General features: G+C 69.6%; 14 protein-coding genes and 4 pseudogenes. 11 read left to right on the top strand and 7 right to left on the bottom strand.

Annotation, left to right across the window (positions count from 1 at the left end):
- Positions 1-162: 162 nt before the first annotated feature.
- The 3 genes and pseudogenes from ACZ5VQ_RS13065 to ACZ5VQ_RS13055 form a co-directional block, all read left to right on the top strand.
- A complete protein-coding gene (locus ACZ5VQ_RS13065) occupies positions 163-996 on the top strand; it encodes a PIG-L family deacetylase (protein WP_469104922.1) in 834 nt (277 codons plus the stop codon).
- Between the two features lie 82 nt (positions 997-1,078).
- Complete coding sequence (locus ACZ5VQ_RS13060) at positions 1,079-2,614, top strand: fused MFS/spermidine synthase (protein WP_469104921.1); 1,536 nt, start codon at positions 1,079-1,081, stop codon at positions 2,612-2,614.
- A gap of 327 nt (positions 2,615-2,941) precedes the next feature.
- Positions 2,942-3,875: pseudogene (locus ACZ5VQ_RS13055) on the top strand (TerC family protein); the annotation flags it as partial.
- 441 nt (positions 3,876-4,316) lie between these two features.
- Here the strand turns inward: ACZ5VQ_RS13055 and ACZ5VQ_RS13050 are convergent.
- Both ACZ5VQ_RS13050 and ACZ5VQ_RS13045 read right to left on the bottom strand, forming a co-directional pair.
- Positions 4,317-4,778 (bottom strand): ATP-binding protein, encoded by a 462-nt coding sequence (locus ACZ5VQ_RS13050; RefSeq protein WP_469105027.1) that lies wholly within the window; start codon positions 4,776-4,778, stop codon positions 4,317-4,319.
- Between the two features lie 265 nt (positions 4,779-5,043).
- Positions 5,044-5,805, bottom strand: a complete 762-nt coding sequence (locus ACZ5VQ_RS13045) for a DeoR/GlpR family DNA-binding transcription regulator (protein ID WP_469104920.1) — start codon at positions 5,803-5,805, stop codon at positions 5,044-5,046.
- An 89-nt stretch (positions 5,806-5,894) separates the two neighbouring features.
- Between ACZ5VQ_RS13045 and ACZ5VQ_RS13040 the strand changes: the two genes are divergently transcribed.
- The 3 genes from ACZ5VQ_RS13040 (at position 5,895) to ACZ5VQ_RS13030 (ending at position 9,058) form a co-directional block, all read left to right on the top strand.
- Positions 5,895-7,178, top strand: a complete 1,284-nt coding sequence (locus tag ACZ5VQ_RS13040) for an MFS transporter (RefSeq protein WP_469104919.1) — start codon at positions 5,895-5,897, stop codon at positions 7,176-7,178.
- 82 nt (positions 7,179-7,260) lie between these two features.
- Positions 7,261-8,100: an HAD-IA family hydrolase gene (locus ACZ5VQ_RS13035; protein WP_469104918.1), complete on the top strand. Its 840-nt coding sequence runs from the start codon at positions 7,261-7,263 to the stop codon at positions 8,098-8,100.
- Between the two features lie 130 nt (positions 8,101-8,230).
- Complete coding sequence (locus tag ACZ5VQ_RS13030) at positions 8,231-9,058, top strand: hypothetical protein (RefSeq protein WP_469105026.1); 828 nt, start codon at positions 8,231-8,233, stop codon at positions 9,056-9,058.
- 43 nt (positions 9,059-9,101) lie between these two features.
- Here the strand turns inward: ACZ5VQ_RS13030 and ACZ5VQ_RS13025 are convergent, their stop codons facing one another.
- A complete protein-coding gene (locus tag ACZ5VQ_RS13025; protein ID WP_469104917.1) occupies positions 9,102-9,854 on the bottom strand; it encodes a hypothetical protein in 753 nt (250 codons plus the stop codon).
- A gap of 94 nt (positions 9,855-9,948) precedes the next feature.
- Positions 9,949-10,245, bottom strand: a pseudogene (locus ACZ5VQ_RS13020) (two-component sensor histidine kinase); the annotation flags it as partial.
- 12 nt (positions 10,246-10,257) lie between these two features.
- Between ACZ5VQ_RS13020 and ACZ5VQ_RS13015 the strand changes: the two are divergent.
- Positions 10,258-10,779 (top strand): annotated as a pseudogene (locus tag ACZ5VQ_RS13015) (L,D-transpeptidase); the annotation flags it as partial.
- A 92-nt stretch (positions 10,780-10,871) separates the two neighbouring features.
- On the opposite strand, the gene ACZ5VQ_RS13010 reads toward ACZ5VQ_RS13015, so the two are convergent.
- A complete protein-coding gene (locus tag ACZ5VQ_RS13010; RefSeq protein ID WP_362071692.1) occupies positions 10,872-11,429 on the bottom strand; it encodes a hypothetical protein in 558 nt (185 codons plus the stop codon).
- 35 nt (positions 11,430-11,464) lie between these two features.
- A complete protein-coding gene (locus tag ACZ5VQ_RS13005) occupies positions 11,465-11,845 on the bottom strand; it encodes a hypothetical protein (RefSeq protein ID WP_469104916.1) in 381 nt (126 codons plus the stop codon).
- A 344-nt stretch (positions 11,846-12,189) separates the two neighbouring features.
- Here ACZ5VQ_RS13005 and ACZ5VQ_RS13000 point away from each other — a divergent pair, with 344 nt between their 5' ends.
- Positions 12,190-12,963 (top strand): polysaccharide deacetylase family protein, encoded by a 774-nt coding sequence (locus ACZ5VQ_RS13000; protein WP_469105025.1) that lies wholly within the window; start codon positions 12,190-12,192, stop codon positions 12,961-12,963.
- 53 nt (positions 12,964-13,016) lie between these two features.
- On the opposite strand, the pseudogene ACZ5VQ_RS12995 reads toward ACZ5VQ_RS13000, so the two are convergent.
- Positions 13,017-13,148: pseudogene (locus ACZ5VQ_RS12995) on the bottom strand (SDR family oxidoreductase); the annotation flags it as partial.
- Here ACZ5VQ_RS12995 and ACZ5VQ_RS12990 point away from each other — a divergent pair.
- From ACZ5VQ_RS12990 to ACZ5VQ_RS12980, 3 genes are all read left to right on the top strand, one after another.
- On the top strand, positions 13,116-13,754 hold the full coding sequence (locus ACZ5VQ_RS12990; RefSeq protein ID WP_469104915.1) for a TetR/AcrR family transcriptional regulator: 639 nt from the start codon (positions 13,116-13,118) through the stop codon (positions 13,752-13,754). The pseudogene ACZ5VQ_RS12995 and the gene ACZ5VQ_RS12990 sit on opposite strands and share 33 nt — an antisense overlap.
- 147 nt (positions 13,755-13,901) lie before the next feature.
- Positions 13,902-15,173 carry a DUF4365 domain-containing protein gene (locus ACZ5VQ_RS12985; RefSeq protein ID WP_469104914.1) on the top strand — a complete coding sequence of 424 codons (1,272 nt, stop codon included), beginning with the start codon at positions 13,902-13,904 and terminating at the stop codon, positions 15,171-15,173.
- 47 nt (positions 15,174-15,220) lie between these two features.
- Complete coding sequence (locus ACZ5VQ_RS12980; RefSeq protein WP_469104913.1) at positions 15,221-16,744, top strand: hypothetical protein; 1,524 nt, start codon at positions 15,221-15,223, stop codon at positions 16,742-16,744.
- Positions 16,745-16,898 lie beyond the last annotated feature (154 nt).

The following is a 16,898-nucleotide window of genomic DNA, read 5'->3' as shown; positions in this document are numbered from 1 at the left end:
CGGCCCGGTCGGCCGGGTTGCATCGACCGAGGGACCGGCGCCGCACGGGCGGGGAGCACGGAGACCACAAGGTCGTCCGCCCGCGAGGGTCCGGCCCCCGGGATCGCGGGACGCCCGCCGCGCTACTTGGACCGTTGCGTATTTCTGCAGGAGGACTGCTTCATGACTGACCGACCCTTGACGCTCATGGCCGTGCACGCCCACCCCGACGACGAGGCCACGGGAACCGGAGGGGTCCTCGCGCGGTACGCCGCGGAAGGTATCCGCACGGTTCTCGTGACGTGTACCGACGGCGGTTGCGGTGACGGACCGGGGGGTGTCAAGCCGGGCGATCCCGGCCACGATCCGGCGGCCGTCGCCTCGATGCGTCGTCAGGAACTTCAGGAGAGCTGCGACGTCCTGAAGATCAGCGACCTGGAGACACTGGACTACGCCGACTCCGGGATGATGGGCTGGCCGAGCAACGACGCCCCCGGATCCTTCTGGCAGACCCCCGTGCAGGAAGGCGCCGCCCGGCTCGCGGAACTCATGCGGCACTACCGACCCGATGTGGTCGTCACCTACGACGAGAACGGCTTCTACGGCCACCCCGACCACATCCAGGCCCACCGCATCACGATGGCGGCGCTGGAGATGACCGCGCTGACACCGAAGGTGTACTGGACGACGATGCCCCGCTCGGGCATGCGGCGGTTCGGCGAGATCATGCGCGAGTTCCATCCGGACATGCCGGAGCCGGATCCCGCCGAGGCCGCCGCGCTGGCCGAGATCGGCCTCCCCGACGATGAGATCACCACGTGGGTGGACACCCTCGCCTTCAGCGGTCAGAAGTTCGACGCACTGGCCGCGCACGCCAGCCAGGGCGAGAACATCTTCTTCCTCAGGATGGGCAAGGAGAGGTTCGGCGAGCTGATGGGCACGGAGACCTTCGTACGTGTCCAGGACGCCACCGGCGCGACCGTCCCCGAGAACGACCTCTTCGCCGGACTGCGCTGATCTGCCCGTCCGACCGGCCCAGTTGTTGTCTGCCGTTCCACCAAGCCGTTCGGTCGATGAGGCGCGTGCGAGGATGTCGTTCGTGACCGGATCGTCGTCCTCGTCCGTTGCCGAGGGGCCGCCTCGCAGTCAGGGCCTGGGCCCCCGGGCCGCTGCCGCGCTTGTGTTCGGGTCCTCGGCGGCGGTTCTTGTGGTGGAGATCGTCGCTCTGCGGCTGTTGGCTCCCTATCTCGGGCTCACCCTTGAGACCAGCACGATGGTGATCGGTATCGCCCTCACGGCGATCGCCCTCGGGTCGTGGCTGGGTGGGCTCGTCGCCGACCAGGTCGATCCGCGTCGGCTCATAGGCCCCTCGCTCGGGGTGTCGGGAGCGGTCGTGGCGCTCACCCCCGCCGTGCTGCGCACCTCCGCGGAGTGGGCACCGGCGATGCTCCTGCTCATCGCGGCGCTGACCATCCTCGTGCCGGGGGCGCTGCTTTCCGCGGTGACGCCGATCGTGACGAAGTTACGTCTCACCAGCCTCGCCGAGACCGGGACGGTGGTCGGCCGGCTGTCCGGCGTCGGTACCGTCGGCGCCATCTTCGGCACCGTCCTCACCGGCTTCGTCCTCGTGTCGCGGTTGTCGGTCAGCGGCATTCTGATCGGCCTCGGAACACTGCTGGTGGCCGGCGCGGCGCTGGTCGAGTGGCGCACGCGCGGGTGGAGCGGCACCCCTGCCCTCACCCTCGTGGTCGTGGCCGGCGGCCTCGCCACCACGGCCGCGCCCGGTGCTTGCGACACGGAGACCAAGTACCACTGCGCCCGGGTCGTCGCGGACCCCGATCGCAGCAGCGGGCGCACACTCGTTCTGGACGGCCTGCGGCACTCCTACGTCGACCTCGACGACCCGACGTTCCTGGAGTTCGCGTACGTGCGCGCCATCGCTTCGGTGGTCGATGCCGCCTTTCCCGAGGATGAGCCACTTGCCGCCCACCACCTGGGCGGCGGCGGGCTCACCTTTCCCCGTTACCTCGCGGCCACCCGTCCCGGGACGCGCAGCCTCGTGTCCGAGATCGACAGCGGGGTCGTACGTATCAACCGCGAGCAACTCGGTCTGGGACCCGGAGCCGGTATCGACGTACGAGCCGAGGACGGCAGGCTCGGTCTGCGGCGGCTGGACGCGGGCAGTCGTGACCTCGTCGTCGGTGACGCCTTCGGGGGCGTCAGCGTGCCGTGGCACCTCACCACGGTGGAGGCGATGACGGACGTACGGCGGGTGCTCGACGAGGACGGCCTGTACGTCGCCAACCTCATCGACCACGGCGACATGGACTTCGCACGTGCCGAAGTGGCCACCCTCGGCGAGACCTTCGAGCATGTGGCCGTCGTCGGCGAACCCGCCGATATCGGCCTCGCCCCGGCCGCCGCCCCCGAGGGCGGCAATCTGGTGGTGCTCGCCTCCGACCGGCCGGTCGACCTGCGCGCGGCCCAGGAAGCGCTCAACTCCCGGCAGACCGGCTGGAAGACCTCCACCGGCGACGACCTCGCCTCCTGGATCGGCGACGCCCGACCGCTCACCGACGACTACGCACCCGTCGACCAGCTCCTCCAGCCCTCCAGACCACAGAGCAGCCAGTGACAGGACCCACGTCCAAGCCCTGCCGACGCACCTGAACATCCGCACCACGTCGAGGGTGCCGGCCAGCGGCTCGTGGGGGGGGGCGCGCAGGAGTCGGCGAGGTGAGCGATGCGGCGCAGGACCATTCCCCTGTGTTCGGAGAGCAGACGGAATCTGCTCTCCGGCGCGTACGCCTCGCGACGATCACACAGTGCGGACCCACCGCCTCCAACCACGTCATGCTTCCGGCCCGCCTCACCAGCTCCGCATGCCCCCGGGGGCGCAATGCCGGACACTCCTGTATAGGGGTCGGCGTATTTCGCGCGGGCCATGGTGAAGGTGTTCGGCGTGCTTGAGGTCCCGCTCTGGCTGTGGGGGGCGTTCGCCGCGACGGTGGTCGTGTCGCTGGCGGTGGACCTGCTGGCCCACCGCACCGCGCACGTCATCCGCTTCAAGGAGGCCGCCGCCTGGAGCGGCCTGTGGGTGAGCCTCGCCCTGGTCTTCGGCGCGGTCGTCTTCCTCGTCCTCGGCACCACGGCCGGCACCGAGTACACGACAGCCTGGCTGCTCGAGAAGAGCCTGTCGGTCGACAACCTCTTCGTCTTCGCCGTGATCTTCGCGTACTTCAAGGTGCCCCGCGCCTACCAGCACCGCGTGCTGTTCTTCGGCGTCATCGGCGCACTCGTCTTCCGCGGGATCTTCCTCTCCCTCGGCGTGGCCGTGGTCAGCCGCTTCACCGCGGTGCTGTTCGCCTTCGCGGCGGTCCTCTTCTACAGCACCTACAAACTCCTCAAGGACGAGCAGGAGAGCTTCGACCCCGGCAAGAGCTTTGCCGTAAGGATGCTCCGCAAGATCATCCCGGTGCGGGACGAGTACGCCGGGGCGAAGTTCTTCGTCAAAGAGGCCGGCAAACGGATGGCGACCCCGCTGCTCGCAGTGGTCGCCGCGATCGAGGCCGCCGACCTGATCTTCGCCGTCGACAGTGTCCCGGCCGTCCTCGCGGTCAGCGATGACGCCTTCATCGTCTACACCAGCAACGCGTTCGCCATCCTCGGCCTGCGGGCCCTCTACTTCATGCTCGCCGGCCTCCTGGACCGCTTCCACTACCTGAACAAGGGCCTCGCGATCATTCTCGCCTTCATCGGCGTCAAGCTCATCCTCCAGGCGTCCCACAAGATGATCAGCCCCGGCATCCCGGAAATCCCCTCACCGATCAGCCTCGCAGTCATCGTCATCGTCCTGGCAGGTTCCGTGGTGCTCAGCCTCAGAAGGCCCGCCCCGACAAGCGCTGTGGAACAGGCCGACGAACAGGGAGGCGCCTCCGGGACCACTGAGCAGTCCGGCTCACCCCCTGTGGTGGATGACCCTGAGCCCTCAACCGGTTCACCGGATCGGGACGCTGAATCCCGCCCGCGCTCAGGGCGGCGAGGAGGCAGGGCACTTCCGGACGGATCAGAACGGGCATATCGTAAAAATATGGTCAAAATGAAGCGCAAGCCCGAAGCGTACGTGTGTCCGGCCTGCAAGAAATCCGTGCCGGCCGCAATCCACCGCCACAAGACCCTCGGCGTATTCGTCCCCGTCTGGGGCCCGGGCGCATGTCAGAACCACGACTGTCCCGACTTCCGGTTGGACCCCGGTCACAAGCACTCCCCGTCCCGGTAGGGAAATCGACAGCGCGGCGGTGCACTGCCGACCTGGGCCGGTGGGGTTGCCCTGCCCTTCACATCAGGCGGCCCACCGGATTCCCGCCGGGATCGTCGGCCAGCACGACCGCGGCCTTGACGCGCTTGCCCACCGGCTCGCGCCGCACCTCGTAACTGCGGCACACCGCCATCGCGATCTCCAGGCCATGCTGCCCGACCCGCCCCGGATCGGCCGGGCATGCCGCCGGCAGCGTCGGATCGGTGTCCCACACGCTGATCTCCACGGCACCGTCGACAATCTCCAGGTCCAGCAGACACGGCCCGGGCGCGTATTTGTAGGCGTTGGTCACCAGCTCGCTGACCACCAGCTCGACCATGCCCATCGCACGCTCCGACACCGGGAGCCCGTGAACGGCCTGCACCTCGGTCATGAAACGACGGGCAGAATGCCGGGCCGCAGCGATCGGCTCGCTGCCGTCCAGGGCCAGGGCAGCCAGGATCGGGCGGCTGACCCGCGGTTGATATTCCACTTCGTGCACCACTGAGCCACACCGCCACCCTCGTCCTGAGCAACACGGATACTGGGCCCGAATACCCCCGAACCCGCACCGCACACCAGACCCAGGACCGGAAGATCCGACCGTCCCCGCACTCCGGACGAACCCACCCGAAGCGAGCAAGGGAACAGCTTTCAGCGCGACGACGACATGGCCGATCTGTTCGCGGCCGTCGGCCACGACGACCTCCACGTGACTCTGCGACCGCAGACCCGGCGATTCGCGAGCGGACTCGCCGTACGTCCCGTCAGACGGCCTTGACGACGACGCCTGCGCCTTCGAGCGCGGTGACCTCGTCGGCGGGGGCCGTGGTGTCGGTGACGAGGGTGTGCAGGAGTGTGGCGGGGCCGACGTGGGCGTAGGCGGTGTGGCCGAGCTTGCTGCCGTCGGTGGCGACGATGATGCGGCGCGCGGAGGCGATGGCGGCCTTCTTCACCGCCGCGTCGTCGAGGTCGTAGGCGGTCAGGCCGTCGGCCGCGCTCAGACCGCAGCAGCCCATGACGGCGGTGTCGAAGCGCAGTGCCGCCAGGGACGCGAGGGTGAGGGGGCCGGTGAGGGCTCCCTCGGCCGCGCGCGGCTGCCCGCCGGGGACCATGAGCGTGGCCGGGCCCGGGCCCTCGCCCAGTACGTGGATGGCCTGCAGGGACAGGGGCATCACCGTGACCGGCCGCCGGCGCAGCAGGTGGGCGATCTCCAGGCAGGTGGTGCCGCTGTCGAGGAGGACGGTCTCCCCGTCGGCGACGAGCGAGGACACCTCGGCCGCGATGCGGCGCTTGGCATCGACGCCCTCGTGGACACGCAGCGCGAAAGGCGGCTCCTGCCCCCTGAGCAGCAGGGTGCGCGCGCCGCCACGGACGCGCTCCAGGACGCCTTGCGCGGCAAGCACGTCGAGATCGCGCCGGATGGTCATCTCGGAGGCGCCGGTCAGTTCGGCGAGTTCCTGGACCGCGACCCTGCCCGACTCCCTGACGGCCTGCGCGATCACCCCGTGCCGGTCTGCGTTGCTCATGCCGCGATTGAACACCACCCGAAACGAACATTCAATGTGTGCGAAGTGACAGTATTCGATCACACCTGATGTTCGTTACGGTGGCTTTCATGAATCATCCGCTTCGGGCCGCCCGAGTCGCGACCTTCGTCTACTTCAGCCTCTGCGGCACCCTGATGGGCATCTGGGTGGTGAACATCCCCGCCGTCGAGGAGCGCGTGGGTATCAGCCACGCGACGCTCGGGGGGCTGCTGGTGCTGCTGGGGCTGGGTGCCTTCATCGGTATGCAGGTGGCCGGGCGTCTGACCGACTTTCTCGGGGCGCGCGTCGTCGTCCCCGCCACCGGCGTGCTGTGCAGCGCGGCCCTGGTGCTGCCCGGCCTTCCCCGGGAGCCGTGGACGCTGGCAGGTGCCCTGCTGGTCTTCGGGTTCTGCAACGGCTGCCTGGACGTGAGCATGAACGCCCACGCCGTGCACGTGGAGAAGGCGTACGGACGGCCCGTCATGTCGGCCTTCCACGCCACGTTCTCGGTCGGGGGCGTCGTCGCCGCGCTCGTCGGAGCGGCGGCGGTGAGCGCCGGGCTGAGCCCGGCCGCGGGCATGGCCGCCGTGGGAGCCCTGGGCATCGTGATCGCCCTGGTGTCGGCACGTGCGCTGCTGCCGGCCGCACCTGCCGCTGCCGGCACCGGCCCTGCACGGGAGGACGGCTCCGCCGCCGACACCGACGTCGTATGGGAGGCGGACTATGCGAAGGAGGCCAACTCTGCGGGTCGGGCCGGGCAGGCATCGGCCGCCGCGCGCCGCGGCACCAGCGGCCGCATCTGGATCCTCGCCACCCTGGCCCTGATGGTCATGCTGTGCGAGGGAGCCGCCAACGACTGGAGCGCGCTGCACCTGAAGGACGTCCTCGGTGCACCCGCGAGCACCGCCGCCTTCGCGTACGGCACGTTCGCGGCGACCATGACCGTCGGCCGGCTGCTCGCCGACCGCCTCGTCGCACGGTTCGGGTCCATGGCGATCCTGCGATACGGCGCGGCGACGGCTGCCCTCGGCATCGCGATCGTGACCGTCTCCCCGTGGATCTGGGCCGCGTTCGCGGGGTGGGCGCTGTTCGGTCTGGGGCTGTCGGGCTGTGTCCCGCAGTTGTTCAGCGCGGCCGGTCACACCGACCCCTCCGCCGCGGGGGCCAATGTCTCCCGCGTCGCCGGGCTCGGCTACGTCGGCATGCTCGCCGGCCCCGCCGTCATCGGCTGGCTGACCCACTTCACCGCCCTGAACCACACCTTCGTACTGCTGATCCTGCTGTGTGCGATCACCGCCGTGGCCGCCGGGATCCTGCGTACCGATTCCGAACGCACGCGCCGCACGCGCGAGATGGCACACGGCAGCCGCTGACCGCCTGTGCGGCACGGCTCACTCCGTGCCGCACAGGCTTCTCCTCCCGCCCCGGCCGTCAGAACCTGGAGGAACCCTCACCGTGCCCACCGACCGACGCATCGTGCTGTTCGACCTCTTCGGGGTCATAGCCCGCCACCAACGCCCGGGCGCCCTGGCAAAGATGGCCGCCCGCTGTCACACACCCACCGCCGCCTTCACCGCGGCCTACTGGGCCTGCCGCCCGCCGTACGACGCCGGTCAGCAGTCCGCGCCCGAGTACTGGACCGCCGTACTGCGATCCCTGTCCCCGCCGCCGTCCCGGTCCTCGTCCCCGCCCCTCTCCCCGTCCCGGTCCTCGTCCCCGCCCCTCTCCCCGTCCCTGTCCCTGTCCCTGTCCCTGTCCCTGTCCCTGTCCCTGTCCCTGTCCGCCGACACGATCGAGGAACTGCGCCTCTCCGACATCGACAGCTGGTCACGCGTGGACAACCGGATGGTCGCCTACGCCCAGTCCCTCCGTGCCGTCGCCGAGGTCGCCCTGCTGTCCAACATCCCCTCGGACCACGCGGACGCCTTCCTCACCGCGCAGCCCTGGCTGCACACCCTGGACCACGTGGCCTTCTCCGGGAAGATCAAGGCGGCGAAGCCGTCCCCGGCCGCCTTCCATCACTGCGTCATTGCCATGCGGGCCGCCCCGGCCGACTTCCTCTTCGTCGACGACCGCGAGGAGAACGTACGGGCCGCGCAGGCCATGGGCATGAACGGACACGTCTTCACCGATCGCGACGAACTGGCGGCCGCCATCGCCACCTGGCTGCCCACTCGACGCCCCACGCGGAAACCCCGGCTGCCCACCCGCCGCCAACGGCCCCCACCGACAGCCGCCACCAGGAGTGCCAACTGGCATACGCAGCAGACGTGTTGCTGTGTCACGGCTGTGTGACCGCGCTGTTCTGAAGCGAGGACAGGCGTGACCTGTGGGGTCCGGGAGACCTCATAGTGATCACAGAGCGGGAAACGGCGGATACGCCACCGGCTCTCCGCCATCCCGCCCCCGGAAGGAACCTCCCGTGATGAACCGCCGCCTGCGCCAGGCCATCGTCGCCACCGCCGCACTCACCGCCGGACTGCTGCTGACGGCATGCCAGAACGGCACGGACGACAGCTCGTCCGGCAAGAGCCCGACGGGCTCCGCAAGCCCGGTGGCAGCCGCGGACAAGGCGTCCGACTCCAAGAACGCCAAGGGCGTCAGCGGCTCGTTCAATAACGGCAAGGTCACCTATCTCGCCCCGGGCAAGTACATCGTGTCCGTACCGGGCAAGGAGGACCAGCAGTTCTGGGTGGCCGACGACACCGAGGTCTACGGCGTCGGCACCATATGCGGCGAGGCCGGCTCCAAGGTGGACGCGCCGTGCGACCTGGACCAGCTGGAGGCGGCCCTCAAGAAGGGTGCCGTGAACGCCGACGTGGAGATGAAGAACGGCGCCGCGACCCTGGTGACCGAGCGCCGCGCCGCCCAGCAGGACGCCGGTTCCGGTTCGGACTCCTCCGGCTCCTCCGGGTCGGACTCCGACTCGTCCTCCGGCCGCGACGAGTCGGTCGTCGAGGGCGTCAACAAGGGCAAGGGCGTCAACGGAACCTGGTTCGGCAACGTCTCCTACCTGGCGCCGGGCAAGTACACCGTCTCCGACATGAAGGGCACCGAGCAGCAGTTCCTCGTCGCCGACGACACCAAGATCATGGGCTACGACGACATCTGCGACGCCGTGAACACCGGGCCGGGCGGTGAGGGCGGCGTCGAGTGCACCGAGGCCCAGCTGGAGGCGGCCGCCAAGAAGGGCTTCTCCGCCGAGGTCGAGATCAGCAACGGCATCGCGACCACCATCACCGACGACCACTGAGCCTCGGGCCGGCCCCGATCGGGCTCCCCCCTGTGACGCGGTCTCAGCCGGTCGTGGCGGGGGTGCCGGTCGTGCCGGGCGAGGCAGGTGGCGTGGGCCGCGCCCGGGTTTCGGTCTCCGCGGGGGCGTTCCCCGTGTTCCCGGTGTCGCCGTTGTTCTCGGTGCTGCCGGGGGCGAGTCCGCACGTGCCGGATCTCGATGCCCCGTCCTGACCCGTCAGCTCCACGACGACCTGGCCGTCGGCGTCCTGGCTGTAGGCGATCGTGCAGGTCAGCTGGCGTAGAGCCGTGCTGCTCAGGCCGTTCAGGGCGAGGGGCAGACGGGTCGTGACCCTGCCCGCCGAGGCGGGTCCGACCTTCACGGTTCCGCCGGGGCGGGTCCTGGGGAGGTCGGTGCCCAGGCCTGCGGCCCGGTCCACTTTCTGCGGCCCGGCGAGCAGCGCCAGGACGACCTTCTCCGTCGACACCGGTCCCGCCATGGCACCGGAGTTCCGGTCTCCGGAGTTCGCGTCTCCGGAGTTCTGGTCACTGGAGTTCTGACCCCCGGAGCCCGACTCGTCGTACTGGCCGCCGAACCCGGCCGAGGGCCCGGTACTCCTGATCACGGGGCTCAGCCCGCCGTCGGGGGCACGGAAGAAGAGCAGCATCTCCAACTCGCGGTCGAAGAAGGCCTGGACGCTGGCGGGGCCGCCCGCCGCGATGACGTCGGTCTCCTGGATGCCGCAGCCACCGAGCAGCGGTACGGCGGCCGCAACGGCGGAGGCCAGCACGCGTCGGCGCCTCCGCGCACCCCTCATCCCCCGGTCTCCTCCACGTGAAGCGGTATCTCGACGGCGAAGACGGCACCGCCCCCGGCCGGTTCCCGGCGTGGATCGTTCCGCCGTGCAGCTAGGGGACGCCGTCCTTGACGACCCGCTCGAAGCTGCCGTGGGGGTCGGCCCGCGCGGCGCGGCGCAGTTCGGGGGTGATGACGGTGGACACCGGGTTCTCGCCCGAGGAGGCGCGGATCGAACCGTACTCGGCGAACACCACCCAGGGGTGGGGCTTGCCCTTGCGGGCGATGTCGCGCAGGACCTCCTCCAGTCCCTCCTTCTGCACGGGCAGGGCGAAGCCCGTCTGCTGTACGTGGTCACGGAACGAGGTGACCGCCGTGTCCTGGGCGGTCTCCAGCAGCGAGTTGCGGGCCTCGGGTAGGTCAGCGCGGCCGGCGGCTGGTTCGTACGCGACTACACGACCAGCTTCACCATCGGCGCCCGGCAGATCGCCAAGGTCGACCTCGACCGCCACCAACTCGTCCTCGTGCGCGACGGCAGGACGGTCCGGCGCATACCGGTGTCCGGCGGCACGCCCGGCGGTGGCAAGCGTTCCTGGCACGGAACGGCCGTGCTCATGGCCAAGGAGGGCACGATCAACATGAACTCCGAGCCGGTGGGTCTGGGCGACGCCTACGACAAGATGGTCGAGCACTCGATGCGGCTGACCTGGTCGGGCATGTACGCGCACGCCGCGCCGTGGAACGCCCGCCACTTCGGCAACTCCAACCAGAGTTCCGGATGCATAGGGATGAGCGACGCGAACGCGGCCTGGTTCTACGGGCAGGTGCGGCCCGGCGACCCGTTCGAGATCACCGGCAAGGACACCAAGGGCGTGGTCGCGCCCGGCAACGGCTTCGGCGCGTGGAACCTCTCGTGGAGCGATTGGCAGCAGAAGAGCGCGCTGCGGCTGAGCGGTGGTCCGGGCAGCAGGAGCAGCAGCTTCCGCTGGACGGGACACGGGGGCCGGAGTTCTTCCAACCGGCCCCCGATCGCCCGGGGTTACTTCTTTACGTCCTTCACCGAGGTCGGCCCCAGCTGCTTGGCGCTGGCGTACTCCGGCATCGTCATGGGCTTGTCGAACAGGAAGAACGACTGGTTCGTGCCGACCGTGAACTCCATGTACGCGCCCGTCGTGGCGTCGAAACCGTAGTACGCGTTGCAGGTGGACCCCGTCGTGTACGTACCGTCCATGCCGGGCTGCGCGAGAACCGCGACGCCGCTGTCGGAGTGCTCCACCTTCTCCGTCGGGGTGAGCATCTTGCAGCGCGGCACCGGCAGGCCCTTCATGACGAAGTACCCGTACTCGCCTTTGGCGTTCTGGATGTAGACGTACGAGAGCTTGCCGCGCTTCCCCCACGTCTTGACCCACTGGTTGATCGCTTCGCGGGTCGGCGAGTACTCCATGCGGCCCGCCGGCTGCTGGGCCACCAGGTGGTCGTAGCCCTTCTGCTTGGCCTTGTTCTCCTTGTCCTGGCTGGAGTCGGTGCAGGACGTCAGGGCGAGGCCCACGACGAGCGCGACGACGGGGGCCAGGGCCGTGCGTACGAACTTCTTCATGCGGTGCTGCCCTCTTCCCTTGGACGAGACGGGGATCAGTTGGTGCACGTCGTGCGCTCGGCTTCGACATTCAGCTGGTACGGCAGGTCCTTGTCACGGAAGGGCGCGCGGTTCTCCTGGGCGGCCTTCGCGTTGTAGTCGTCGACCGACTCGACCCGCGTGGCCTTCAGCGCGGTGACCGACTGGTCGATCCGCGTCCTGCGGGTCTCCGAAGCGGCCTTCCGCTCCTGCTTGAGCACCTGGATCGTTCCTTCGGCGTTCTGCACGGCCTCGCACAGATCGAAGAGCTCCTGGTACGTGGTCTGCCGGAACTCGCCCGAGCGGACAGTGTTGTCGCGCTCGTCCGCCTCACCGCGGAACGGGGCGGTGATCCATCCCGCGCCGCCGAAGGCGAACACCCCGATCACGTACACCATCGCCAGGCCGATGACCCCTGCGACAGCCCGAACGCCTAATCGTGGCCCCTCACGTGCCTCCCACATAACCAGCCCCCTTCACAGGTGGCTCCGCGACGTGGAACCACCTCCCTCGGAGGAGGACACGGGCACCCGCTGAAACGGTTCCGCCGGCGGGACAGGGCCAGACAGGCCCCAGCGGCTCAATCTCGCCCGCCGTGGCTCGGTTGTCCGGGAACCACTCCGGGATTGTCCTTGATCGGTAACGGGCGCATCCGGTGGCCGCGGTTCGCCGTCCTCCCTGGTGGTCGCGCGTCGACGTCGACCAGGGAACCGGCGAGGAACTGCGTGAAAGCGGGGCGGACATGGCACGGCACGGCGGCGGGCGAGGGTGGTACGGCAAGGTGCTCGGCGCGGCGCTCGGGGTGGCGTTGGCCGCCGGGGGTGCCTCGGCGTGGTCCGCGCAGGCCGGTGCCGTGGGCGGCTCCTCGCCGAAGGGGGCCGCGTCGGCCGGGCCGGGCGGTGCCGTCAAGCCGGTCGCGGTGACCATCGCGCACGCCTCGGACAAGGGGGCGCGCGGCGTCAACATCACCATCGACGACGGGCCCGACCCCGTGTGGACCCCTCAAATGCTCGACGTACTGCGGGAGTACGGGGTGAAGGCCACGTTCTGCATGGTGGGGACGCAGGCGCAGGCCCACCCGGACCTCGTGAAGAAGGTGGTCGCCGCCGGGCACCGGCTGTGCGACCACTCGGTGTCGCACGACACCACCATGGACAAGAACTCCCGGGCCTACCAGTCGAAGCAGATCCTCGACGCCGAACGCATGATCACCGAGGCTTCCGGGGGCGTACGCCCGATGTACTACCGGGCGCCCGGCGGGGCGTTCACCCCGTACAGCCGCAAGCTCGCCGCCTCCCGCGGCATGCGCCCCCTGGGCTGGAACGTGGACAGCAAGGACTTCGAGCGGCCGGGCACGGACGCCATCGTCGCCACCGTCGAGCGGGAGGTGCCGAACGGGCCGACGCTCCTCTTCCACGACGCGGGAGGCGACCGCTCCCAGACCGTCGAGGCCCTGCGCCGGATCCTCCCCCGGCTCAAGGAGCAGGGCCACTCCTTCGGCTTCCCGGTGCGCTGACGTCTCACGGTGGCGCACCGGCGGGCGCGGGGAGGCTCCGGCCGCGCGCTCTCCTACGCCGCGATGACGGCGACGCCCGTCCTGCCTCCGTCGACGTCGACCACGGTTCCGTGCACGAAGGCCGCTTCGTCGCCGGCCAGCCAGACCGCGGCGTGCGCGACGGCGTCCGGCGTGCCGACGCCGCCGCGCCGACCGCGAAGGGCCGCGCCACACGGGCCCGCATCGTCGAGGGGGCGGCCGAGGTGCTGCGTGAGCAAGGTGTCGCCTTCGCCACGCTCGACGACATCCGCGGCCGCACCGGCACGAGCAAGAGCCAGCTGTTCCACTACTTCCCCGACGGCAAGGACGAACTGCTGCTGGCGGTGGCCCGGTTCGAGGCGGACCGCGTACTGGAGGACCAGCAGCCACACCTGGGACGCCTAGACTCGTGGGAGTCCTGGCAGCAGTGGCGGGAGTTGGTGGTGGAACGCTATGAACTCCAGGGCGACCACTGCCCCTTGGGAGCACTGTTCCTGCAGGTCGGACGATCCCGCCCCGGAGCACGGGCGATCGTGACCGAGCTCATGCGCCAGTGGCAGCAGCAGCTCGCCCGCGGCATCCGCGCCCTCCAGACGAAGGGCCTGGTCTCACCGGCCCTCGACGCGGACCGCACGGCCGCGGCCCTGCTGGCCGGCATCCAGGGAGGCGTGACCATCATGATGTCCACAGGCGACTCGACCCACCTCAAGGCAGCGCTCGACACCGGCATGGCACACCTGCGCGCGACGCCGGGCGAGCCGGTACGGCCCTGACGACCGCCGCGTCCGGCGCCGCTGTCTCAACTCCCGCACGATGACCGCCTCCAAGGGCCGATGTCAGTGGCGTGGTGCAGGGTGATGGAGCACCACATCGTCCCGGAATCGGCCCGGGGCGGGCGAAGAGCATCCTGAGAGGGCGGCATGCCGAAGATCCCGAAGGGGCGGCGCGTGGGACAGGCCGCCGTGAACGCGGTGCGCACCCTGCTCGAAGAGCACGACCACATCGTCGAAGAGATATCCGGGCAGAACGACTTCGGTGAGGATTTCTTCGTCACCTTCACGGACAACGGCTACGTGACGAGCGATATCATCAAGGTCCAGGTCAAAGGTGGAGTCTCGTTCCGTCGCGGCAACGGCTACGCGGTGCCTGTCGACCAGCACGGCGACACCTGGGCGGACGGGAACATCCCCGTCTACTGCGTGGTCTTCGATCCGGACACCAGGAGACTGCATTGGGCGAACGCCACCCGACAACTCCGCCGGTCCGGCCCCCTGAATCCGCCCCGCCACATCGGCGTCAGCCCCAACGCGGTGCTGAACGACGCGACCATGGCGCCCTTCGTCGCCCATGCCCGCCGCTATGTCGGACGCTACCGAGGCCGACAGGCAGTCCTCACTCACCTGGGCGAGATATCCGGAGTCGACTTCGATCCGGCGGACCACGTGCTGCACTTCGTCAACGGCTACGACGAGGACCTCATCTTCTGGAAGCGCCCAGGAGACGCGATGGCGACCCTGCTGCTCAGCGCCCACGGCTGGGATCCCTTCCACGTCAGTCTGGGGTCCTTCATGAGCTCCGAGGTTCAGATCCCGGAGAGCCTGCAGGACGGTCTCGACCCGGACCTGGCCACTGCCGAGGACCTGGAGCTGAGCCCGGCCGAGATCATGTGGGTGACCTCGTGCTTCCTCTCCACCCGTGAGGCCGACGCAGGGCCGGAGGACGATCTCATCGACCCCACCGAGTGCGCGGGATGCCCGAGTTGCACGGGCGAGGAGCCCGAGGAGCACGCCAGCATCGAAGCGGACCTACTCCATGGATACGTACTCGCCCGCATCCTCGACCGGACGGAAGCCGAGCCCGACCTGATGCAGCGCTCGATCCTCGCCATGCGTGAGGACGGCGGGCTCGAACCGGAGATCGTCGCCGAACTCGGCCCTCTCGAAATCGACCACCGCGTCGTCCGCCAGGTGAACGCACTGAGCCGGGCGACGGTGAAGACGGTGGACGACATCACCCCGGAGGCATTCCGGCTGGCCATCCTCTATCTGATCGACCGTGTCCACGTCGGCGGCCCCTCACTCCCCCTCGACGAGCAGGTCCGCATCGTCTGGCGTATTCCCGAACCCGACCTCGCGCCCTCCCGGGAGACCTTGGACGGCACGAACGGGGCTTCCCTCAACGTCGCCCAGTAGAAAGGTTGTTGATGGCTCCGAGGAGTCCCGACTGCATCGTGGTCACCTTGGTCGAGATTCAGGGAGGTCCGGCCAAATGGGAGCGGGTCGAGCAGCACTTCCGCGAGGTGGCGTGGCCCTGCCGGACACCCTCACCGAAGGAACGGCGAGCGGCCCGGCGGGCCTTCCGCTCCGATTCGGCGAACTCCCGCTTTCTCTGGGTCGACGTGCCCGTCACCGGTTCACCCTGGCGTGCGGACCGAGAGGCTTCCTGGCAGCTGGCCGCCGTACGCCGGGCGACGCAGGCCATCGTCTACGACCGTATGCTCCTGCGCGAGGAATCCGACCGCGCGATACAGCCCGAGTGGCAGTCGCATTCGACGGAGGCCCGGGTATGGGCCACCGCGCCGCCGCACACGCCCGGTTGGTCGAAGCCCGTCTGGTGGCTGCGCAGGGCCCTCTACCGCTCGGCGGTGCGGACGGGACTGTTCGACGTCGGGCTGAGGGTCCACGGCGACCGGTCCGCCGCCGTCCTTGATCTGGTTCATCTGGTTCGCGGGACGACAGTGCGTGACGATGTCGATCTGCGGCCGCTCGACGGCCGCGGGCGCCCGGACACTGTGCAGCACGGAGAAGACGCTCTCAACCGGGCCTTGGTCTTCATCCTGGGACCGCTGTTCGCCGCGGCCTTCTTCCTCGTGCTGGCCCGGAACGCGGCTCCGGTGGGAGTCGCGGTCTGTTGGTCGCTGGCCCTCTCCTGCGCGGGTGTCGCCGGATGGACAGCGCTCACGCTGCCCCTGGCGCGCACCCGGCTGCGCTCCGCGTCGGCCGTTCTCGCGATGACCGCGCCGGCCCTGGTCTTCACCCTGGACATACCGGGAGTGAAGTCCGGAGTCACAACCGCGCAGGCCGTGGCGATGACCGGTGTCGTCTACTACTCGGCCGGTCTGATGCTGCTCGGCCGCCGGTGGAAGTGGCAGGCGCTGATCGCCGGCGTACTGCCGTTGATCGCCACCCTGGCAGTGGCGGCGCTTCCCCTCACCAGCCGGTTCCTGCACGACATCTACGCGGACGAGCTCTCCTTGGCTCCCGCGGAGACGAGCGTCAGCGGCATCTGGCAACTGGCCGCCGCCGTGAAACTCCTCTGGCCGTCCCTCGGAGCCGTCCTGTTCATCGCGGCCGGCTGGGGCATCACGCGCTACTTCCACTTCATCCGCCCTCGCAGCATCACCGCCGGGGCCACGGCGGCCTTCGGTGTCGTCCTGGCCCTGGCCACGACCGCCTCCGCAGCCCTGGACTCACCGAAGGCAGCCGCCGAAGGGCTGAAACAGGCGGTCGTCCGGGGAACCGAACCTCCTCCGTACTTCGGCGTCAGCCCCGAATGGACGTGCGTCGTCCCCACCGTGCCGGCGGAGAAACTGACCGAGAAGGGCGGGATCCTGAAGGCCGAGAAGCCGTATGTCGCCTTCGGTGTCGCCGACGGCCAGGTCGTGCTGTGGAACCCCGCGACCGCGAAACCACTGCGTGTCGCGGCCTCCCAGGTGAGACTCGCTCCGCGGCCGAGCAGGGCACCCACTTGCGGTGGAAGTTAGGTAAGCCTTACCGTACCCATTCGCACCACTCAGGGCACCGGCCGTCACACCGGTCCGCCCGCGGCGAGCGCTTCACCGACGCAGCCTGGCCGTCCTCCCCCAGTGCATCAAGGGCCTGGGAGGCACCCCCAGCCGGAACCCGCTCAGAGGACCC

This window comes from Streptomyces sp. NPDC033178 (assembly GCF_055577685.1).
Note: the sequence above shows the minus strand (reverse complement) of the source record. Positions and strands in the feature narration are given on the sequence as shown.